Source organism: Neosynechococcus sphagnicola sy1 (assembly GCF_000775285.1).
GTDB classification, from domain to species: domain Bacteria; phylum Cyanobacteriota; class Cyanobacteriia; order Neosynechococcales; family Neosynechococcaceae; genus Neosynechococcus; species Neosynechococcus sphagnicola.
Genome location: NZ_JJML01000033.1, coordinates 24122 through 45109, shown reverse-complemented (window position 1 = coordinate 45109; position 20988 = coordinate 24122). Strand labels below are relative to the sequence as shown.

Annotated in this window: 13 protein-coding genes and 5 pseudogenes; 12 read left to right on the top strand and 6 right to left on the bottom strand. The window is 53.1% G+C overall.

The window, feature by feature from the left end; genetic code table 11:
* Positions 1-8: 8 nt before the first annotated feature.
* Positions 9-764, bottom strand: coding sequence for a class I SAM-dependent methyltransferase (locus DO97_RS13955; RefSeq protein WP_081980758.1), 756 nt, complete (start codon positions 762-764; stop codon positions 9-11).
* A gap of 152 nt (positions 765-916) precedes the next feature.
* Here DO97_RS13955 and DO97_RS13950 point away from each other — a divergent pair, with 152 nt between their 5' ends.
* The 7 genes and pseudogenes from DO97_RS13950 (at position 917) to DO97_RS13920 (ending at position 9041) form a co-directional block, all read left to right on the top strand.
* On the top strand, positions 917-2158 hold the full coding sequence (locus DO97_RS13950) for an FAD-dependent oxidoreductase (RefSeq protein ID WP_036534454.1): 1242 nt from the start codon (positions 917-919) through the stop codon (positions 2156-2158).
* 2 nt (positions 2159-2160) lie between these two features.
* Entirely contained in the window at positions 2161-2475 is a 315-nt protein-coding gene (locus DO97_RS13945; protein WP_072016455.1) for a sarcosine oxidase subunit delta, read from the top strand.
* Positions 2429-5429, top strand: a pseudogene (locus DO97_RS13940) (2Fe-2S iron-sulfur cluster-binding protein). The gene DO97_RS13945 and the pseudogene DO97_RS13940 overlap by 47 nt, the downstream one beginning before the upstream one ends.
* Positions 5429-5875 (top strand): hypothetical protein, encoded by a 447-nt coding sequence (locus DO97_RS13935; protein WP_052128745.1) that lies wholly within the window; start codon positions 5429-5431, stop codon positions 5873-5875. Before DO97_RS13940 ends, DO97_RS13935 begins: the two are co-directional and overlap by 1 nt.
* A gap of 260 nt (positions 5876-6135) precedes the next feature.
* Positions 6136-7465 (top strand): annotated as a pseudogene (glnT, locus tag DO97_RS13930) (type III glutamate--ammonia ligase).
* Positions 7466-7467: 2 nt separating this feature from the next.
* Complete coding sequence (locus DO97_RS13925) at positions 7468-8364, top strand: class II glutamine amidotransferase (RefSeq protein ID WP_036534451.1); 897 nt, start codon at positions 7468-7470, stop codon at positions 8362-8364.
* Positions 8352-9041, top strand: a complete 690-nt coding sequence (locus DO97_RS13920) for a GltB/FmdC/FwdC-like GXGXG domain-containing protein (RefSeq protein ID WP_036534449.1) — start codon at positions 8352-8354, stop codon at positions 9039-9041. Before DO97_RS13925 ends, DO97_RS13920 begins: the two co-directional genes overlap by 13 nt.
* Before the next feature lie 47 nt (positions 9042-9088).
* Here DO97_RS13920 and DO97_RS13915 read toward each other — a convergent pair.
* The 3 genes and pseudogenes from DO97_RS13915 to aat all read right to left on the bottom strand — a co-directional run bounded on the left by DO97_RS13915 (position 9089) and on the right by aat (position 12156).
* A pseudogene (locus DO97_RS13915) lies at positions 9089-9654 on the bottom strand (DUF2854 domain-containing protein).
* Positions 9655-9722: 68 nt separating this feature from the next.
* Positions 9723-11537 carry a P-type ATPase actuator domain-containing protein gene (locus tag DO97_RS13910; protein WP_052128743.1) on the bottom strand — a complete coding sequence of 605 codons (1815 nt, stop codon included), beginning with the start codon at positions 11535-11537 and terminating at the stop codon, positions 9723-9725.
* Positions 11538-11565: 28 nt separating this feature from the next.
* Complete coding sequence (gene aat, locus DO97_RS13905; RefSeq protein ID WP_036534446.1) at positions 11566-12156, bottom strand: leucyl/phenylalanyl-tRNA--protein transferase; 591 nt, start codon at positions 12154-12156, stop codon at positions 11566-11568.
* 799 nt (positions 12157-12955) lie between these two features.
* On the opposite strand from aat, the gene DO97_RS13895 reads away from it, so the two are divergent.
* Positions 12956-13315: an ArsR/SmtB family transcription factor gene (locus DO97_RS13895; protein ID WP_036534521.1), complete on the top strand. Its 360-nt coding sequence runs from the start codon at positions 12956-12958 to the stop codon at positions 13313-13315.
* A 160-nt stretch (positions 13316-13475) separates the two neighbouring features.
* Positions 13476-14189: a heterocyst differentiation pentapeptide repeat protein HetL gene (gene hetL, locus DO97_RS13890; RefSeq protein ID WP_036534442.1), complete on the top strand. Its 714-nt coding sequence runs from the start codon at positions 13476-13478 to the stop codon at positions 14187-14189.
* Positions 14190-14202: 13 nt separating this feature from the next.
* On the opposite strand, the gene DO97_RS13885 is transcribed toward hetL, so the two are convergent.
* Complete coding sequence (locus tag DO97_RS13885; RefSeq protein WP_036534439.1) at positions 14203-15339, bottom strand: NAD(P)H-dependent flavin oxidoreductase; 1137 nt, start codon at positions 15337-15339, stop codon at positions 14203-14205.
* Positions 15340-15346: 7 nt separating this feature from the next.
* Positions 15347-16423 (bottom strand): magnesium-protoporphyrin IX monomethyl ester (oxidative) cyclase, encoded by a 1077-nt coding sequence (acsF, locus tag DO97_RS13880; RefSeq protein ID WP_036534436.1) that lies wholly within the window; start codon positions 16421-16423, stop codon positions 15347-15349.
* A 239-nt stretch (positions 16424-16662) separates the two neighbouring features.
* Between acsF and DO97_RS31300 the strand changes: the two are divergent.
* The 3 genes and pseudogenes from DO97_RS31300 to DO97_RS13870 all read left to right on the top strand — a co-directional run bounded on the left by DO97_RS31300 (position 16663) and on the right by DO97_RS13870 (position 20951).
* Positions 16663-17056: pseudogene (locus DO97_RS31300) on the top strand (winged helix-turn-helix transcriptional regulator).
* Complete coding sequence (locus tag DO97_RS31295; protein ID WP_162183002.1) at positions 17053-17304, top strand: hypothetical protein; 252 nt, start codon at positions 17053-17055, stop codon at positions 17302-17304. Before DO97_RS31300 ends, DO97_RS31295 begins: the two are co-directional and overlap by 4 nt.
* Positions 17305-17422: 118 nt before the next feature.
* Positions 17423-20951, top strand: a pseudogene (locus DO97_RS13870) (DNA polymerase III subunit alpha).
* The last annotated feature ends 37 nt before the right edge of the window (positions 20952-20988 follow it).

Here is a 20988-nt window from a genome sequence, read left to right as displayed (position 1 = left end):
ATTTTCTGTTATCCCCTAGGTCGAGCCTTCACTATCAACCCACCCAGATTGCCTCCCCGGATGGCTTCCAATAAACCACCATACAACTCACAAACCAGATTTATCCCATCCTCACCCGCGATTTCTATAATTTCTTGGCGCTTCAAATACACTTTATTCATAAACTGAGAATACCATTCCTCATATTGCGTTGTAATATCAGTTGTACTTGTTAAAGACCAATCAGTTGACAGCAGTCTACTCTCCAAATTTTCCAAGCTGAGCGGATGGGGCAAAAATGGAGACTCCTCCTCCACCTGGGGAGATTGACCATAACCGCCCCGATCTAAATAATCAAATATCAGCAACGTTGCTGATTCCTTGGCTACTTTCCGTAAGGACTTTAAAGCGACAAGTTGATCCTCAAAAGCATAAAAGGAATTAAATAAATAAATTACATCAAACTGATGATTGATCAATTGGGGGGCATCAATAACATTGCCAATCAGAAAATCAAGCATAGGATATTGATGCTGAGCATACTTAATAGATACTTCATCAATATCTATCCCGATTACATGACCCCAGCCATGGGAATGTAAATATTTGGCAGTTCCCCCACGGCCACACCCCACATCCAACAGTAATCTTTTCCTGTCTTTGGGAATCTCCTGAAATGTTAATTCAATTGCCTCTTCTTCCCCAGGATGGGCATAATCACCATCTCGAATGATTGAGAGAATTTGCTTACCTATAAATGAATTCATCTTCATAGAAACTACCATGCTTTTCTCAGCTTACAAAAATATTTATTAATCGATTATATGGATGGGTAACCTTAGCAGTTTACACCCGCTCTTGAAGCATAACAGGAAACTTTGTTGACATACATGAATCAAGATTGCATCATATTCTCTAGTTCCCCCTGGGAAATTAGATGCCCCTTCGACTGCTGAAATTTGCCCTATCCCCAAAATACCCAGAGCCTCGGATGTTTCGCCGACCCGATCGCCTCAAGGCTTTCTACGACGTGGTGATCATTGGGGGGGGTGGGCATGGTCTGGCTGCAGCTTACTACCTAGCAAGGGATCATGGCATCACCAACGTCGCAGTTTTGGAAAAAGGCTATCTTGGCGGCGGCAATACGGGACGGAATACCACCATTATCCGCTCGAATTATCTGACACCCGAAGGGGTGAAGTTTTACGATCAATCGGTGCGGCTCTGGCAAGATTTGTCCCAGGATTTTGACCTGAATCTGTTTTATGCCAACCGCGGGCACTTTACCCTGGCCCATTCAGATTCAGCCCTGCGCACCATGCGTTGGCGAGCGGAGGTCAACAAACACTTCGGCATTGACAGTGAGTTGGTCACCCCGGAGGTGGTCCAAAAAGCCTGCCCTCAGATCGATCTGAACTGTGGGGGACATGCCCCGATCTTAGGAGCGCTTTATCATGCCCCAGGAAGTATTGCCCGTCATGATGCCGTGGCTTGGGGATATGCTCGGGGGGCTGATCAACGGGGGGTCGAAATCCATCAGCAAACAGAGGTATTAGGGATTACGGTTGAGGCGGGGCAGGTGACGGGGGTGCAAACTACTCGAGGCAATATTGCCACATCCCGTGTATTGTGCGCGGTTGCGGGATCTAGCCCTCGAATTTTACAGATGGTGGGGGTACGATCGCCCCTTTACATTCACCCCTTGCAGGCCATGGTCAGCGAGCCGATGAAGCCCTGGCTCGATCCGATTATTGTTTCCGGTAGCTTACATGTTTATGTGAGTCAGTCCGCCCGTGGGGAACTAGTCATGGGATCGGCCCTTGATCCCTATGAATTGCATTCCACCCGATCGACCTTGGAGTTTGCCGAAGGGCTGGCAGCCCACCTGCTGGATCTATTCCCCTGTTTAGCCCCCGTCAAGGTGGTACGGCAGTGGGCTGGCATGGCAGATATGACGCCAGATTTTGCCCCGATCATGGGCAAGACGGCGATCGCGGGTTTCTATCTGGATGCCGGGTGGGGAACTTGGGGCTTCAAAGCCACCCCTGTTTCTGGGAAGACCATGGCCTATACCGTGGCCTGCGATCGCAACCACTCGCTGATTCAAGATTTCTTACTGGAACGATTTACCAACTATGCGCTGGTCGGGGAAAAAGGCGCAGCTTCTGTAGGGCATTAGCAATGAAACTCATTACCTGTCCAATTCATGGTGCCAGACCGATTGCAGAATTTATCTATGGTGGGGCAATCCAGCCGATGCCAGATCCCCACACCACGGATAATGCCGCTTGGGCAGACTATGTATTTAATCGCCAGGGTGCCCCCGGCGTTCAAAGCGAGTGGTGGTGTCATACCCCCAGCAACACCTGGTTTATTGCCGATCGGGACACCCAGTCCGATATTATTCTCCGCACCTATCTGTTCACGGGGGGGATGGGACTTGAGTCAGTTGCCAAGGACACCGCGAAGTCAGCGCCTACCTCCGATCAGTGGTGAGTGGATTGATCGGAGCCAGAGCGTCAGCTTTACCTTTGAGGGACAACGGTTTAGGGGTTACATCGGTGATACCATCACCAGCGCTCTCTGGGCCGCCGGACAGCGGGTGTTAGGCCGGAGTTTTAAGTACCATCGGCCGCGTGGCATTCTCAGCCTTGCTAATCATGACATCAACGCCCTGATGCAGAATGGAGCCCAACTGAATGTTCGGGCTGATGTGACCCCGGTCGCAGATGGGATGAACCTCATCGCAGTCAATACTCTGGGAGGGGTCATGGGCGATCGCGCCAGCGTGATCAATTTGTTAGCCCCCTTGCTCCCGGTGGGTTTCTACTACAAAGCCTTTCATCACCAGCGGCTGTTTCCCGTATGGGAGCGGTTGATCCGGACTATGACCGGGCTGGGCAAGTTAGAGAGTGCTCCTCCCCATTCCCCCACCCCCAAACGCTATGACTTCTGTGATGTGCTGGTGATTGGTGGGGGTGTCTCAGGACTGGCCGCCGCGATCGCTGCCGCCGAGGCGGGTGCCGATGTGGTGATTGTAGAAGAGAATGCCAATGCTGGGGGGGCGGGTCGCTATCAACTCAGGGGGGACAGATCCCAGGCAAACAAAACCCTCGAACTCCTAGAGGCTGTAACCGAGCATCCCCGGATTCGCCTGCAAACCACCACCCAAGCCGCTGGATATTACGCGGATCATTGGGTGCCCTTAATCGATGCCCAGCGCCTGACAAAAATGCGAGCCAAAGCAGTGATTGTCGCCAGTGGAGCCTCCGAACAACCCGCCGTCTTTCGTCAGAATGATCTACCGGGGGTGATGTTAGCCTCCGCTGCCCAACGGCTGATCTATCGCTATGCCGTCAAGCCCATGGATCGTGCCGTTGTTCTCGTGGCAAATCGGGATGGCTATGGCGCTGCCTTAGACTTAGTGCACCATGGCATCAAGATCATGGCGATCGTTGATCTGCGGGAACAGCCGCCCCAAAACCCATGGATAGCCGAACTGCGATCGCAGGGGATTCCCATGTTTGTCGGTCATTGTCTCTATGAGGCCAGACCCAATCCAGCGGGGGATGGAGTGGCCAGTGCAGTGATTTGCCCCCTGGCTACCAACGGCAAGCCCCAAATTGGTTTCCAGCAGGTGATTGCCTGCGACGGGATTGTCATGAGCGTGGGTTGGGCACCAACTGCCAATCTGCTGTATCAAGCGGGTGCCAAAATGCGGTTTGATGACGCTTTACAGCAGTTTGTTCCTGAACACCTCCCCACCGGGGTGTTTGCCTGTGGCCGCGTCAATGGGGTGTTTGAGTGGGAGCAGAAATTGCTAGATGGACACCGTGCTGGCTGGGCTGCCGCTTGGGGATTGCTAGGTTCCTCGACGCATGCCAAGGCTGATTCGATCCCGTTGCCGCCGTTACCAATGGGGGCAAGTGATCCTCCCCCCGAGTCACCCTCCCATCCCTATCCCTTTGTTGAGCATCCCGCTGGCAAGAACTTTGTGGACTTCGACGAAGACCTCCAGTTGAAAGATTTCCGCCATGCCGCCCAGGAGGGATTTGACAACATTGAATTGCTTAAGCGCTACACCACAGTGGGGATGGGATCCAGTCAGGGCAAACATGCCAATATGAATGCCCTGCGAATTCTGGCTCGGATCACGGGTGAATCTCCCGGAGCCGTGGGAACCACAACAGCTCGTCCTTTTTTCCATCCCGTGCCCCTGTCCCATTTGGCGGGGCGGGGATTTACCCCCGAGCGGCGGACGCCATTGCAGGATCACCATGGTGCTTTAGGGGCTGAATTCATGCCAGCCGGAATCTGGCTGCGACCCGCTTACTACGCCCAACCGGGTCTGGGGCGAGAGGAGTGTCTTCGTAAGGAAGCAGTGGCAGTCCGTACCCAGGTGGGGATGGTGGATGTGGGCACATTAGGAAAATTGGAGGTGTATGGCCCGGATGGGGTGGAGTTACTGGAGCGTGTCTACACCGGACGTTATGCTAATTTGCCCATCGGCATGTCTCGCTATGCATTGATGCTGGATGAGACTGGCGTCGTAATGGACGATGGGGTGGTTGCTCGACGGGGCAGTCAGCATTTTTACTTCACCACCACAACGGCTGGATCTGCGAATATTTATCGAGAACTCACCCGTCTACAGACCCTGTGGCGATTGGATTGCGGCATCGTCAATCTCACGGGTGCCCACGCGGCGATCAACCTCGCAGGGCCTGCTGCCCGTGATCTCCTGGCTCAACTGACAGACCTGGATCTATCTGGCACGGCCTTTCCCTATTTGGCGGTGCGGGATGCTGTGGTGGCGGGGATTCCGGCTCTGCTGATGCGAGTGGGGTTTGTGGGGGAATGGGGATATGAGATTCACGTCGCTGCCGAGTGGGCGATCGCCCTTTGGGAGGTGCTCCTCGAAGCTGGCAAACCCTATGATCTAGCGGTATTTGGGGTGGAAGCGCAACGGTTGCTGCGCTTGGAAAAAGCTCACCTGATTATCGGTCAGGACACCGATGGTTTAACGACCCCCAGGGAAGCGGGGTTGGCCTGGGCGGTGAAGATGGATAAGCCAGTTTTTTATTGGTCAACGCAGTTTGCAGATTCTAGCCCAGCGATCGCCGAAACAACAGTTGGTTGGATTCACCCTGGAGGCAGATTTTCGGGATATGCCCCCCCAAGAGTGCCACTTAGTGATTGCAGAGGGGGCGATGGTCAAAGACCGCTCTCCGAGCATCGCCGGTCGCGTTACCAGCATTGCCTTTAGCCCCACCCTGCAACGTTACATTGGTCTCGCCTATGTCCTACCCGGAATGGCGGTGATCGGCAGCAACTTCTCCATCCGTGGCTCCGATGGCTCCTTGGTAACAGCCAGGGTCAGCCCCACCCCCTTCTATGACCCCAACAACCTGCGTCAAAAGCAGGGGAGTCGTTCGATGGAGTTAAGTTAATGAACTCTCCCCGCCGTTTCAGTCCAGTCCATGAAGCCCTGCGGCAACTTGGGGGTTCCTGGCAGGAAATCAATGGGATGCCAGCCTTGATCAGAGGTTCCCAGGATCAACAAACCGCATCCCATCTGGGGATTGCCGATCTGTCATTTCTCTGTCGCTATGGGGTCAAAGGTACCAATGCCGCCCCCTGGTTAGCCAGCCACGGCATCTCCGTTCCTGAGACTCCCAATACTTGGGGGGTTCTTCCAGGATCAGGGTTGATTGCCCGCCTCGGGATGACGGAATTTCTCCTGGAAGATGGACTGGATAGCTCCCTGACGCTCCAGATCCGTCAGGTCTGTCAGCCCCCCCCGTGCCCAGGTCTACCCGGTGCTGCGGCAGGATTTATCCCTGGCCCTTTATGGCACAGGTGTGCCGGAATTGCTGCTGCAAACCTGCAATCTTAACTTTCGGGCGTTATCGTTATCGGCCCATTCTGTTCTGCTCACCAACCTCATCGGTGTGGCGGTGACGGTGATTCCTGGTGAGCGCAACGGCCAGCCCTTTTATCGCCTCTGGTGCGATGGCACCTTTGGAGCCTATCTGTGGCGTACCCTGGTGGCGATCGCCACCGGAACTGGGGGGCGGTGCCGTCGGTGCCGCCATGGTTTTACCGGAGCTGATCCCCCCCCGAGGCTCCAGCAATTTTCTAAGAGAGAACCCACCCATGACCCCCATCGAAGCCAAGCAGTTTTTAGCCGATCACCAGGTAAAATTTATCCTGGCACAATTTGTCGATATTCATGGTACTGCCAAAACAAAGGCCGTTCCGGCCTGCCATTTTGAGGACATTCTCAATCCAGGGGCAGGGTTTGCTGGGTTTGCCGTGTGGGGGCTGGGGCAACAGCCCCATAGTCATGACTTCATGGCTGTCGGAGATCCCGCGACCCTCTCCCTGGTGCCCTGGATGCCGGGATTTGCCCGCATAGTCTGTGTCGGCCATGTGGATGGCCAGCCCTATCCCTATGATGCCCGCTTTGTGTTGATGCAGCAGTTGGCACAGCTCAAACAACGGGGCTGGACATTGAACACCGGACTTGAACCCGAATTTGTCCTGTTGCAACGAGATGCCCAAGGGCGTAGTTTTTCCTGCCGACACTACGGACACCTTAGAAAAGCCTTGTTACGACTATAAAGGACTCTCCCGCAGCCGTACCTTTATTGAAAAGCTCGTCAGCAGCTTACAAACCGTTGGGTTTGATGTCTACCAGATTGACCATGAAGATGCCAATGGTCAGTTCGAGATCAACTACACCTATACCGATGCTTTAACCTCTGCCGATCGCTATATCTTTTTCAAAATGGCAGCCTCAGAAATTGCCAAGGAGCTAGGACTGATTGCCTCCTTTATGCCCAAACCCTTTGCCAATCGCACCGGCACCGGGATGCACATGCATCTGTCAATTTCGGATGACCAGGGGAATCTGTTTGCCGATGATAGGGATCCTCGGCAGCTGGGACTTTCCCTCCTGGGGTATCACTTTCTCGGAGGCCTATTAGCCCATGCCCCAGCGTTAACGGCCATCTGTGCCCCGACGATCAACTCCTACAAGCGCTTGGTCGTGGGGCGATCGCTGAGTGGAGCCACCTGGGCACCGGCCTATATTAGCTATGGCGATAACAATCGCTCTAGCTTGGTGCGCGTCCCCGGTGGGCGGCTAGAATTACGGCTGCCCGATAGTTCCTGCAATCCCTACTTGGCGGCAGCAGCGGTGATTGCGGCTGGATTGGACGGGATTGAAAAAGCCATAGACCCCGGTGAACCGCAGAATTTTAATCTCTACGATTCCACCCCCGAAGCCCTAGCAGCCCTGGGCATCCACACCCTGCCTCAAAATTTAGAGGCGGCGATCGCGGCTTTAGCTGCTGATCCGGTGATCACCGACGCCTTGGGGGTATTAGCCGATGAATTTATCAGCCTCAAACGTATGGAGTGGGTGGAGTATATGCGCCATGTTTCGGAATGGGAAGTCCACCGCTATTTGGAATTTTTCTAATCATGTGCGGAATTGTCGGTCTCCTCATTAAACAACCGGAATTGCGCCCCTCCCTAGGGAAACTAATGGTGCCGATGCTGATCGGCATGAGCGATCGCGGCCCTGATTCGGCAGGCCTAGCGGTGTTCACGGCCCCGCTTCCCCAACCCCAACGCCAATATAGCCTCTACGCTGGGGACAAGAACTTCCCCTGGTCTAAGGTGGTGAAAGCCTTTCAAGGCAACTTTGGCAGTCGTCCTCAAATCCAGACCCACGGCAACCAAGCGGTACTGGTTACAGATTTGCCTCCAGTCAGGGTGCAGGGGTGGTTGAAGGCCGCCTACCCTCTGTTGCATCTGCTCTCTACCGGACGGGCGATCGCCCTCTACAAAGATGCGGGTCAACCGCAGGCCGTTGCGGAACGCTATGACTTCCAGTCGCTGCAAGGCTCCCATGTGGTGGCTCACACCCGCATGGCTACGGAATCAGCCGTTACCCCTGCCCATGCCCACCCCTTCACCGCTGGGGAGGATTTTTGTTTGGTGCATAACGGTTCCCTGTCCAATCCCCATCAAATCCGGCGCCAACTAGAACCCCTGGGGATTGACTTTGAAACCGATAATGACACGGAAGCCGCCTGTCGGTTTCTCGAATGGCGGATGCGGGAAGGTGATGATCTTGAAGCCTCTTTGCACCAGGGCTTTGAAGTCTTAGATGGCTTTTATACCCTGCTGATGGGGACGGTGGATAAACTGGCGCTGGTGCGGGATGCCTTTGCCTGCAAACCGGCGGTGGTGGCAGAAACTGATGCCTATGTGGCGATCGCTTCCGAGTTCCGTTCCCTTGCCCATCTCCCCGATGTCCACCAGGCTCACATTTATGAACCCGCACCGGAGGAGCTATACGTATGGAGCGTGTGACCTTCGATCTGGCTCAGGTGCCGCTGCGGCAGGTGAATCAATTTCTGCATCAAGTTTCGGGGCAGACAGCCCCGAAAACGGTGGCAATTCTCAACCCCGATGGTGCCCATAACATTGCCGTGGGGTTAGATGCCCCCATTGCGGTGGAGATTATGGGGCACACCGGCTACTATGCCGCTGCCATGAATCAACAGGCGCAAGTCACGATCACCGGTAATGCCGGGACGGGCGTGGCTGAAAACATGATGTCGGGTCAGGTAAGGGTGAAGGGCTTTGCCTCCGTAGCTGCTGGAGCCTCTGCCCACGGAGGGCTGTTGATCATTGAGGGCGATGCTAGCTTACGGTGCGGCATTTCCTTAAAGGGAGCCGATATTGTTGTGGGGGGTAATGTGGGCAGTTTCTCAGCCTTTATGGCTCAAGCTGGATGCCTGGTGATTTGTGGTGATGCGGGGGATGCCTTGGGAGATTCCCTCTATGAAGCCGTGATTTATGTCCGGGGCAGGATTAAATCCCTTGGGGCGGATGCCCGGATCGAACCCATGGCAGCAGCTGACATTGAGACCGTAGGATCACTGTTGCATCAAGCAGGGTTTGAGTATCACCCTCAAGAATTTCAACGGGTGGCATCGGCCAAGCAACTCTACCATTGGAATGCCGATGCCAACCAGGAATATTGAAGTCAGCCACTCATTGACTATCAATCATCAAAAACGGCACTCGGGTTTTAGACGGCAGCTGTTTCAGGGGTGGGGGTGGCTACCATAGACAGGTTTACCCGATTGACCTCCGGTTGGGTCAGTTCCACCTGAATGCCTGGGCCAAAAAATGCCTCAATTCGCTCCTGTTTAGTCACCCAGGTTTCAAGGGGAATGAGGGGAGAATCAAACTCTAAAATCAGGGTGTAGGCTCCTATTGTTACGTCCTCCCGCAAACCAACCAGGATCGGACACTTGTCTTTGTTAGGATTCAGTCCCAAGCTTTTCAAAGCATCATCCAAATGGGTGTCCTGACCATAGCGATAGCGGGTGACATCCTCTCGCAATTTTTTTGCGTCACCGTCGCCTGTTGTTGACGGAGGGCGATCACTTCATCTGTTGTCGGAACCGTGAAGGGAACCGGCTGGAGTTCAGAGGTTTTTAGTGCCAGTCCTCCCAACAGCAGGGGAATGCCGTAGAAGAAGCCGATCAAGTTCAACGTCGGATGATCCGTTGCATAAGCAATGAACCCGATGACCGTGAGGACGCTCCCCACGACTAACCCTAGCTTTGCCAACGAGATGCGACGCAACATAACCAGCTTCCGTCAATGCATCCGTCAATTGTACAGGGTTGCAGGATGCTCCAGTGGCTTCTCCGCCCTTAGGTGAGTTGCCAGGAATACAGAGAATTGAGAAACGGGAAGGGGGTCTCATGGTCAACAGTTGGGTTCGCTACTGCTGGGGTTGGGATATCTGGGGGCAGGCTTAGGGCGGGTTGAACCAGGGGAGGCTGCCAATTCGCAAAAGCTGCCAGCCCATTCAATTCAGCCATCAGAGCTGTACAGTTATTGGTGCAAACCGCGATGATCGGGGGGAACCCTAAGAAGACCCCTCCTAAAACCACCACTAGGTTGGGAATCACAATCGCTGCTGTATTTTGATAAACCACTGCCAGTGCCTGTTTGGCGATCGCGATCGCCAGAATCAGGTGGTGCCAGTCCTCCTCTAGCAACAGCACGTCCGCTGACTCTAAATTCAGATCCCCCGGTCGCGCCATGGCAACCGATACATCCGCGTGGGCATGGGAGGCAAATTCTGGAATCGCATCCCCAATCCAAGCAATGGTCTTGCCCTGGCGGTGTAGATCGTGAACCACCGCAGCGATTTCAGAGGGAGGTAAATGATTCAGATCCTGGACGATCATGCCCTGGGCTTCCAGATGGGCGATCGCTTCCCTAAAATCCTGCCGCTGTGTGAAGGCATCCGTGGGGTGGTAAATGACCACAGCGGAGGAGTGAGCCAAGGCTTCTAAGGCGCGGCCACTGCGAATATAAATTCCCGAACGAGCCGCATAGACTAGGGCAGAGAGGATGGCAGTGGGCATGGAAATTTGCACACCACTGCCAAAGTCCAGCTGTAGGGGCGAGATCGCTGGCCCTAGGGCTCCTGTAAAGGCAAAAAGAGTAGCACTTCCCAGGATCGTCGGTACCACGGCCCAATGGGAGAGCATCGCCTGTTGGGTGCCCACGTCGGTGCTGTAAACCGGGAGTGTTTTAATTAGATGAGCGATCCAGGCTGCCCTGGTTTGATCCCCTAGGCGTTGCACTAAAATCTCCACTTCCCCCGCCACCACACGACTGCCGGCATAGACGGCCTGCCCAACGGTGCAGTGACTCGGCAGCGTCTCTCGGGTCATCTCAGCGGCATCAATGGTCGCAGCCCCTGTAAGAATGATGCCATCGACTGGGATCAATTGATTAGTTGCCACCACTAGGCGATCGCCCACCTCCATGGCTGTGAGGGGAATCCGTTGTTGCAGCCGCCCTAACTCCATCCAGGTTAAATCCGGCGCAAAATCTAAGGGAGCCTGAGCCTGGGCAGCCCGCTCGTCACTGGTCGTGCCCCGGAAGGTGCGACGCAATCCCACCAGAGTGGTCTTGAGGGCCGGTGCTACAAATTCTCCCCGCAGCGCATGTAGGAACATCCACAGGGAGTCTAAAAGATCCACATTGGGTCGCCCATCCTGGACGATGCTGTCGGCGGCACGGGTTAACCAGGGAAGTGCAGCTCCGACAAGGGCTACTCCAAACAGCAACGGCGGCAACTCCAATGGCGCGGTCACCAGTGCCAGTCCCAAGCTCAGGAAGGGCAGGGGTAAATGCTCCCAGTCAGAGATGACGGGGCGATCCAGGAGTTGAGTTTCAGAGGGCAAAGGCTCACTATCCAGTGGCACCCTATCCGCCTGCTGGATGTAACCGCTGATCTGGTCTAGAAGAGCTGACTCTGTGAGGACGGCGGGTGAGTACTCAATGATCAGCGATCTCGCCATGCCATTGATGCGCATCTCCTCGACCCCGTCTAGCGCTGAGACCCAATCCGCAAGTTGATGGGTGAAGTCTCGATCATCCGCCAGTTGGGGAATCCGCACCCGGAGGCGACCTGCGGCAGCATGGGCAACTTCAACAGTAACGGTCATGGATTTCCAGATGCCAATGGCTGCAATCCTACTCCAGACGACAGGAGCGACGCAACGCCTGCTTTAAGAGGATTTGATAGTCCCGATCTGACACCACATAGGCACCAAATCGGGCGAGATGGGGATTCATCATTTGGGCATCAAACAGTAAAAACTGCCGCGATCGCAGCCATTGTACTAGCTTGACCAGGGCGACCTTAGAACCATCGGAGATCTGATAAAACATTGATTCTCCAATGAATAGTCCCCCCACCGCCAGCCCCAAAATCCCTCCCGCCAGTTGATCCCCCTGCCAGGTTTCAAAGCTGTAGGCCCAACCGGTTTCATATAATGCCCAGTAAATTTCTTGAAGCTCTGGGGAAATCCAGGTGGTGTCGCGGTTGGCACAGCCCCGAACCACCGCCCCAAAGTCCCGATTGACCGCCACCGTAAAGCGATTTTGATTCAATACCCGTTGCAGCGATCGCGGGTAATGGAACCGCTCATCCAGCGGAATTAACGTCCGTTGGCGACTGGAATACCACCCGAGATTTTTTCCATCCTCATCGGCCATCAGGAAATAGCCCTGTGTATATCCCTGGATGATCGCGGAGACATCAAACTTGAGAAAGCTAGACAAGGGTGCGATTAACCGTTATAGAAATCTCCTAAAATCCACCCTCTTTAGAGGTGGGATATAAGGCGTTGAGTCGAGGGGTTTCTCCTGCGGAGACGCTGGGCGAACGAAGCCGCAAAGAGAAGTAAAATTATACTGGAAATTGTAGCGTAAACAGATGCTAATTTTTAGTTCAACGCTTACGGAAAAACTACCCAGTTCAGGGCCATCAATGAGTCGCTAAGGACTGCCAAATTCATCCAGAATAAGTCCTTGCGCTACTGGATGGATAATCAAGGTGTGCCCAAATATGACGTTGCACTAGTGCGTTTCGGCACTGGTCTTCTAAAGGATGATTGCTAGAAATTGATTACAGAGATTGGATTCTAGCCTATGTATTGCCCAGCTTGTTAGAGTCACCAGATCGTGAAAAACGGCAAAATTACCCTGCATGACCACAATTGGATCCAGAAATATTTGTGCAAAGCCTGCGGCGAACAATTTAATTGCCGCCAAAGAGACGTACAAGGTTGTACTAGGAAGAGCTGGCTCTCGCCCCAACATAGCCCAGGAGGGCAAGAGCCTTGCCAATCGGGGGTTAGGGCATAGCCTTAACGCTGGCGGGTGAGATAGGGAAAGGCTATACTTTTAATCAGCAGTTAGTTATAGTACCAGTTAGTTATTGAATCCACTGTTCTAGACGACTTTTAAACCTAGAATGCCCTGATCAGGCTGGATCTGATGCTGAAAGCCTTGCAGTGATGGATGAAAAGTGTCTGGAGTCTTGGTAACAATGATTGATCTTAATCTCTCAAGTTTTTCCATGTTCAGAACTCATCTCTCTACCACTGATCCAACCGTTCTCACTGCCGTGGCTGACTACTTTAAGGTGCTTTCAGAAATTAGTCGGTTGCAAATTCTCAACTGCCTCCAGTCAGGGCCGATGAATGTTATGGAACTCTGCGAAGCCACAGGCTTGGGTCAAGCCAATCTTTCAAAGCACTTGAAAGCCCTGACCCAGGCGGGTATTTTGTCTCGACAGCCCAAGGGTACAAGCGCCTACTATGGTATTGCCGACCCAATTATTTTTGAGCTGTGTGAAATTGTATGTGGTCGCATCAGCGATCGCGTGCTTCAGCAGGCCGAAAGCTTTGCTCAACTGAAAGCCCCCCAGACCCCATGAAAATGAAAACGTCCCTGGCTCCGAGGGGATGCCATTGCACTCATCAAAGCTAGAGTACCAAAAGGTTTAGCTAGGGATTGCGGCAGCCACTAGCGCCATCGGTTGGGCGGCAGACGAGGCTAAATCCAGCGGTTCATTCACCAACCTAGAGATCGTAAACATGGACGCTGATGAGCTTCTCAGAAAATACGCCGCTGGGGAACGGGATTTTCGCAACGCCATTTTGCGGGAACTTGATCTGATCGGTGTCAGTCTCAAGAGCGCTGATTTCGGTCGGGCTGATTTGCGCCAAGCCCGGTTGGGGAAAACGGACTTCAGGCAAGCGACTTTCCGAGAGGCCGATCTGAGTGAAACCATTCTTTGGGGAGCAGATCTAAGTGATGCAGATCTCTATCGGGCGATCCTTCGGGAAGCGGATTTGAGTGGCGCTAAACTCATGCAGGCTGGCCTCAATGAAGCCAACTTCAATAAAGCCAGTTTATGTGGCGCAAATTTGACGGGTGCCAACTTGAACGCTACCCAATTGTTTGAGGCGGACTTGCGTCCCAGTTCCGATCAGCGAACTGACTTGGGATTCGCGATTTTGACCAACGCTGATTTAAGCTATGCCGAACTCAGCGCCACGCTCCTGCATCACGCCAATTTAGAGGGTGCAAAGTTATGTCGGGCAAACCTGAGTCAACGAGCCCAATGGGGAGGTGCTGCCACTGACCTCAGTGAAGCCTGTCTGCGAAGGGCAGATCTCAGTTACGCAGATCTGAGCGGAGCCATCCTCAGAAAAGCAGATCTGAGATCCGCAGATCTGACCGGAACCATTCTCACGGATGCTGACCTCCAGGGGGCAATCATGCCAGATGGAACGGTGCACGAGTAAGGTAAGAGCCAGGTTAGTTCAAGGTCAGTTCGGCCATCAACTCGGATACGGTCAGAATCCGATCCGCCTGTCCAGTGTGCGTACCGGAAAAGACGAGACCGTTTTCCACATCCCCCCCGGCAGCCCGATGGAGAGATTGGATTAAGCAGTAGGTTTCTTGCTGATCTCGATAAAGACAGGTGTGCAGACAGTTAGCAATACATCGATCCTTGGAAAACCGGGAAAGGACTGCCGTCGTCGTTAACGGTGCCAAGCTAGTGCTACGACTACTGGCGGCGATCGCCTGATCTGTAAATGAATTTCGCAGCCCCCGCGCCGGCACCCCCACCGGACTGGGGACAATCACCACATCTGCCGGTTGAGCCTGGAGATGAAATTCCTTGTAGCGTGGATCTGCGTCACACTCATGGGTGAGGATAAAACGGGTGCCAATTTGTACCCCGCTGGCACCGAATGCCAGCATCTTATCAATATCCATCCGATTCCAAACTCCGCCGGCTGCAATCACTGGAATTGGCAGCTCCACTTCGTCATGCAAGTAGTTCACGAGATCAGGGATCAACTGCTTCAAACTACAGTCATTCATCAGGGCTTCGGACTGAACCCCCACATGTCCGCCCACTGTTTCCGGACAATTGGCGACCAGCCCATCCGGTAGCCGACCATATTGACGTTGCCAATGCTCACATATCTTGCGGGCAGTTGCCACGGTAGATACCAAGGGCACCAGCGCCACATTGGGATAGTCGGCGGTGTATTCGGGTAAATCAAGAGGTAACCCTGCCCCAACCAGGATCAGATTGGCACCCTGTTCAGCAGCGGTGCGAGCCAGAACCGGATAATCCCGCATCGCCACTAGAACATTCACCCCAATCACACCGTTAGGACTGATTGCCCGAGCCTGGTGCAGTTCCTCGATCAGCGCCAAGCGATTAGCTTCAAAAAAGCGTCCCTTTTTGGACGGACTGCCCTGAGGTTCCAGGTGCGGTGAGGTTAATCCCAATCCCAGAGTGGAGATCACCCCAATCCCGCCTGCATTTGCCACTGCTCCAGCCAGTTTTGCGCCAGAGACCCGCACTGCCATCCCCCCCTGAAGAATGGGATGACGGGCAACGTGTTGACCGATTCTCAATGGAGATAGTAATTTCATTGTTGTTTTACCGGACGACTCCTCGTAACGCTTCGGCATCAATTGGTTTAATCAAATAAAGCCGCAGTAGATGTCCAAAAATTGCCAGCACCAACGGCAACTTGCGGCAGAACTTCAGAATCTGGGGCTGGTGACTACGATTAATCTCACTGATTTTTAAGTTGAGATTGGAGCACTGATGCAGGCGATCAAAAAATGCTGGATGATCCGTATCTAGCATCACTGGAAAAGCCCGTCCTGCGGTTGCATTGGTTTCGCGGATAACTTCCCGGTCAAAGGAAGTGGCTTCGAGTCCTAACATGTCGTAGAAGATTGAGCGTTCGTGGACGGTAAGGGTATGGGTGGCAAACACCGATAAGAGAAAGAACCGACTCCACAGCCGCGATTGCCAAGTGTCCCAGAGTTGAGGTTGCGATCGCAGCAGCGCTTTGAAAATATCTCCGTGGCGATTTTCATCCTGACACCAGCTCTCAAACATACGAAAAATCGGATAGAAGCGATGTTCTGGATGCTGCTCTAAATGCCGATAAATCAGGATATAGCGCCAGTAGCCAATTTTTTCTGAGAGATAGACCGTATAGATCACCCACTCGATGGGGAAAAAGGTATAGGTGCGTTGTTTGGTTAATTTGCCCAGATCGAGGGACAGCTTAAAATCTCCCATCGCCTTATTCAGAAATCCAGCATGACGGGCTTCATCCCGTGCCATCAGTTGGAAAATCTCCGCCAAAATGGGGCTGCGCCCCTTCAACTTGCGGGACAATTCCTTAAAGAGCAAAAACCCTGAAAACTCTGAGATACAGGAGCGCTCCAAGTAGTCAAGGAAGGCTTGGCGCTCTTCACCAACAATGTGATCCCAGGAGCGCTCAAATTCCTCATTGCGGACAAAATGGTTGCGATTATAGTCAGTGCGCATTTCCGTTAGCATCGCCTGCAGACCCTTTTCCTGCGCCGAGAGATCCAGATTCGCGGTCTTCTCGAAATCAGTGGTGTAAAACCGGGGAGTTAGCAGCGTTTCTTGAACGGTGCTTTTTGTTTCCGTTTGAAACACTTCAGGATTGGGCGGTTGTAGGGTCGAAACCATGGGATATTCTCCTGGGAAACCTTGCCCCTGAGGGGCACTGAACGATGGAAAAGCTGAAAGGACAGTTGTGCATTGGGGTGTGGGCACAGGTCTGACGCTGTTTGATCTCTTAGCTGATTCCTTGGCGGGTCACAAGATAGTTACCCCGTGCACCCCATAGTTACCTAAAGGAAAAGATTGGGACACATCCATGGTCTTGGGCATTTCAGTCGAGAACAGGGATTTTATGAGTTGTTACAATCAGAAAGCTAAAAGTTCATCTGGCCGCTGGCTTTATGGGTGAAATCGAACCGTGCCTGGAGTTTCAATGCCCGATTCAGTTTGTGGTGGATTTAATTGGGAATAAGTGGGCGATTCTGGTGTTGCGAGAATTGTTTGCGGGCGATCGCCGCACCCATGAACTCCTGGAAGCCTTACCGGGCATTAGCACTAAAATTTTGACCCAACGCCTCCGGGAACTGGAACGCCACGGCCTAGCAACGCGGCGCGTCTACGCGGAAGTGCCCCCCCCATGTGGAATATTCCCTCACCACCAAGGGTCGGCAGATTCAGCCCGTGATGGCAGCCCTGCATCAAGTCGGTTCCCAGTGGTTGGATCAAGGAACCTGCGTTTGTCCCTTGGAGAAGCTTTGAGCGGACTCCGTCCCACCTTACAGGGTTGCTTCTTGAGTTTTGTCCGTCAACTAACTATAGGACTCCTGCAAATGCATCGATTCTTAATCGGGACTTCCATGTTCCTTGGCTCTACCATCGGTAGCTATGTGCCCGCCCTCTGGGGGGGCAGCCTCTTTTCCCTCACCTCGATTCTGTTGGGCATGGTGGGTGGCTTTTTAGGAATTTGGCTGGGTTTCAAACTCTCAAAATATCTGGGGTTTCTATAACTCACTGGCTCGTGCCCTTGCCCTGAGAGTGCCGGGATGCTGATTTTCCGTCGTCCACCAGGGATGGGTACTGGAATCCGTTAGGCTGGTGACAATCCTTCTGAGATTCTAGGCAGCTATGTCCTTTGTTGGTCTACATATTCACAGTGATTACAGCCTGCTAGATGGTGCCAGCCAACTCCCCGAACTCGTGGATCGGGCGGTGGAACTGGGGATGCCCGCGATCGCCCTCACGGATCACGGGGTGATGTACGGCGCGGTGGAACTGATCAAGGTCTGCCGGAGCAAAAACGTCAAACCCATTGTTGGCAATGAGATGTATGTGATCAACGGGGATATTGAAAAGCAGGAACGGCGTCCCCGCTATCACCAGGTGGTGTTGGCGAAGAATACCCAGGGCTACAAAAATCTGGTGAAGCTGACCACAATCTCTAACCTCAAAGGGGTTCAGGGTAAGGGAATTTTTTCCCGCCCCTGCATTAACAAGGATCTTTTAGAGCAGTATCGAGACGGCTTAATTGTCACCTCCGCCTGCTTGGGGGGGGAAATTCCCCAGGCAATTTTACAGGGGAAACCCGAGGTGGCACGTCGAGTAGCTCAATGGTACAAAGACCGCTTTGCAGGGGACTTCTACTTAGAAATTCAAGATCACGGCTCTCAAGAAGACCGGATTGTGAATGTGGAGCTGATCCGAATTGCCCAAGAACTGGAAATTCAGTACATTGCCACCAATGATTCTCACTTCATCTCTTGCTACGATGTCGAAGCCCATGATGCCTTGCTGTGTATCCAAACGGGCAAGCTGATCTCGGAGGATAATCGCCTCCGCTACAGCGGCACGGAATACCTCAAGTCTGCGGCAGAAATGGCGCAACTGTTCCAGGATCATTTACCCGCAGCGGTGATTCAAACTGCGATCGCCAATACCCAAGCTGTGGCGGACAAAATTGAACCTTACAACATCACCGGTCGCAGTCCCCTGCCTAATTTCCCGGTGCCCCAGGGGCATACCGCCGATACCTACTTAGAACAGGTGACCTGGGAAGGTTTACTCAGCCGCTTCAACCACCCCTCGCGGTCAGAAATTGCGGCGGACTATCGCGATCGCCTGGATTATGAACTGAAGATGATCCAGAAGATGGGCTTCTCCACCTATTTTTTGGTGGTTTGGGACTTCATCAAATATGCCCGAGACATTGGGATTCCCGTGGGGCCGGGTCGAGGCTCGGCAGCCGGATCCCTGGTGGCTTACGCCTTAAGAATTACCAATATTGATCCAGTGCATCATGGGTTGCTCTTTGAGCGCTTTCTCAACCCAGAGCGGATCTCCATGCCAGATATTGATACCGACTTCTGCATTGAAAAGCGTACCCAGATGATCGAATACGTCACCGCCAAGTATGGGGACGATCGGGTGGCGCAGATTATTACCTTTAACCGCATGACCTCTAAGGCCGTTTTAAAAGATGTAGCGCGGGTGTTAGATATTCCCTATGGGGATGCCGATCGCATGGCAAAAATGATCCCGGTGGTGCGGGGCAAACCTGTGAAGCTGAAGGTCATGATCTCCGATCAAACGCCCGCACCGGAATTCAAGGAAAAGTATGACCAAGATCCCATTGTCCAGCGTTGGCTAGATATGGCAATGCGGATTGAAGGCACCAACAAAACCTATGGAGTCCATGCGGCCGGAGTGGTGATTTCCGCTGAACCCTTGGATGAAATTGTGCCCCTGCAACGCAACAATGACGGCTCTGTAATTACCCAGTACTTCATGGAAGATCTGGAAACTTTGGGACTATTGAAGATGGATTTTCTAGGTTTACGGAACCTGACCATGATTCAGAAAACCGTGGATCTGATCCAACAAACCCAGCGAATTTCCATTGATATTGATCAGATTCCCATGGATGATCTCAAGTCCTATGAGCTGTTATCCAAGGGACAATTAGAGGGAATTTTTCAGCTAGAGTCTTCGGGGATGCGGCAAATTGTCCGAGAACTCAAACCCTCCTGCCTAGAGGATATTTCTTCGATTTTAGCCCTCTATCGACCGGGGCCTTTAGATGCAGGGCTGATTCCGTTATTTATCAACCGCAAACACGGTCGAGAACGGATTGAGTATCAGCATGAATTGTTGCAACCCATTCTTGAAGAAACCTATGGGGTGCTGTGCTATCAAGAACAGATCATGAAAATGGCTCAGGATCTCGCTGGGTATTCCCTTGGGCAGGCGGATTTACTGCGGCGAGCCATGGGGAAAAAGAAAGCCTCCGAGATGCAACAACATCAGGAAATTTTCATTGATGGGGCGACCAAGAACGGCATCAAATCCAAGATTGCCGAAAATCTCTTTGATCAGATGGTCAAGTTCGCTGAGTATTGCTTTAATAAATCCCACTCCACCGCCTATGGCTATGTCACCTACCAGACGGCGTACCTAAAAGCCAATTATCCCGTGGAGTATATGGCGGCACTTTTAACCGCCAACAGTGGGGATCAGGAGAAGGTGCAGATGTATATTGGCTCCTGCGTTACCATGGGGATTCAGGTAGAGCCACCGGATATCAATCGCTCGGGGGTCGATTTCACCCCCCTGCAAGACCGCATTCTGTTTGGACTGTCAGCGGTGCGCAATGTTGGCGTCGGTGCCATTGAGTGTCTCTTGGCAGCTCGGGTTCAGGGGGGTTGATTTTCAGTCCCTCGCCGATCTGTGCGATCGCGTCGCCTGTCTCAAGGATGCTCGGATTGATCACCGCTCCGTCAACCGGCGAGCCTTGGAAGCCTTGATTCAGTGTGGAGCCTTCGATCGCCTCAACTCGAATCGGAAGCAGTTGAGCCATGATCTAGAACTGGTGCTGGACTGGGCACAATCCCGAGCCAAAGATCGCGCCATCGGTCAGGGAAATCTGTTCGATCTCCTGGCCCCACCTCCTGGGGCTACAACGCAGTCCAGCTATGAGTTAGCTCCCAAAGCACCGCAGGTCGAAGATTTTCCCCAGCAGGAAAAGTTACGCCTGGAAAAGGAATTGCTCGGCTTTTATATCTCGGATCATCCCCTGAAACCGATCCAGCAATCGGCTCAGGTACTGGCTCCCATTAGCCTCTGTAACCTGGAATCCCAACCTGAAGACATGCATGTCAGTGCCATTGTGATGGTGACGGCAGTCAAAGCTGTTACGACCAAAAAGGGCGATCGCATGGCGATTGTGCAGCTCGAAGATCTCACAGGACATGCTGAAGCCGTGGTCTTTCCCAAAAGCTATGAGCGGATTAAGGAGCAGATTCAGCCCGATCGTCGCTTAATGATTTGGGGAAAGGTCGATCGCCGCGATGAACAATGTCAGCTGATTGTGGAAGATGCCGAACCAATTGAAGATGTCCGCATGGTGATGGTTGAACTCCCGCCCCAGCAGGCAGGGGATATTGAAGTGCAGCATCGTTTGCGGGATGTGCTCAAAGGACAGCGCCTCGAAGAAGACAAGGCTAAAACCCTGGTGATCGCAATAATCGCCTCCCATGACCAACGGCAATTGGTGCGGCTAGGGGTTCAGTTCCGGGTGCAAGATGCTCAAGCCACGGTGAGTGCCTTGAAGCAAGCCAATTTTCGGGCTTGGTCTTCAACCCTTGTGGGAGAAGAACCCTAAAGCTTGGCTTGTCTGCGAGTATTGGAGTGTAGTCTAG

What these genes read in the sequence shown, in the direction of transcription:
- DO97_RS13955 (WP_081980758.1), bottom strand. Translation starts at nt 764, where the DNA reads ATGGTAGTTTCTATGAAGATGAATTCATTTATAGGTAAGCAAATTCTC.
- DO97_RS13950 (WP_036534454.1), top strand. Translation starts at nt 917, where the DNA reads ATGCCCCTTCGACTGCTGAAATTTGCCCTATCCCCAAAATACCCAGAG.
- DO97_RS13945 (WP_072016455.1), top strand. Translation starts at nt 2,161, where the DNA reads ATGAAACTCATTACCTGTCCAATTCATGGTGCCAGACCGATTGCAGAA.
- DO97_RS13935 (WP_052128745.1), top strand. Translation starts at nt 5,429, where the DNA reads ATGAACTCTCCCCGCCGTTTCAGTCCAGTCCATGAAGCCCTGCGGCAA.
- DO97_RS13925 (WP_036534451.1), top strand. Translation starts at nt 7,468, where the DNA reads ATGTGCGGAATTGTCGGTCTCCTCATTAAACAACCGGAATTGCGCCCC.
- DO97_RS13920 (WP_036534449.1), top strand. Translation starts at nt 8,352, where the DNA reads ATGGAGCGTGTGACCTTCGATCTGGCTCAGGTGCCGCTGCGGCAGGTG.
- DO97_RS13910 (WP_052128743.1), bottom strand. Translation starts at nt 11,537, where the DNA reads ATGACCGTTACTGTTGAAGTTGCCCATGCTGCCGCAGGTCGCCTCCGG.
- DO97_RS13895 (WP_036534521.1), top strand. Translation starts at nt 12,956, where the DNA reads ATGTTCAGAACTCATCTCTCTACCACTGATCCAACCGTTCTCACTGCC.
- hetL (WP_036534442.1), top strand. Translation starts at nt 13,476, where the DNA reads ATGGACGCTGATGAGCTTCTCAGAAAATACGCCGCTGGGGAACGGGAT.
- DO97_RS13885 (WP_036534439.1), bottom strand. Translation starts at nt 15,339, where the DNA reads ATGAAATTACTATCTCCATTGAGAATCGGTCAACACGTTGCCCGTCAT.
- acsF (WP_036534436.1), bottom strand. Translation starts at nt 16,423, where the DNA reads ATGGTTTCGACCCTACAACCGCCCAATCCTGAAGTGTTTCAAACGGAA.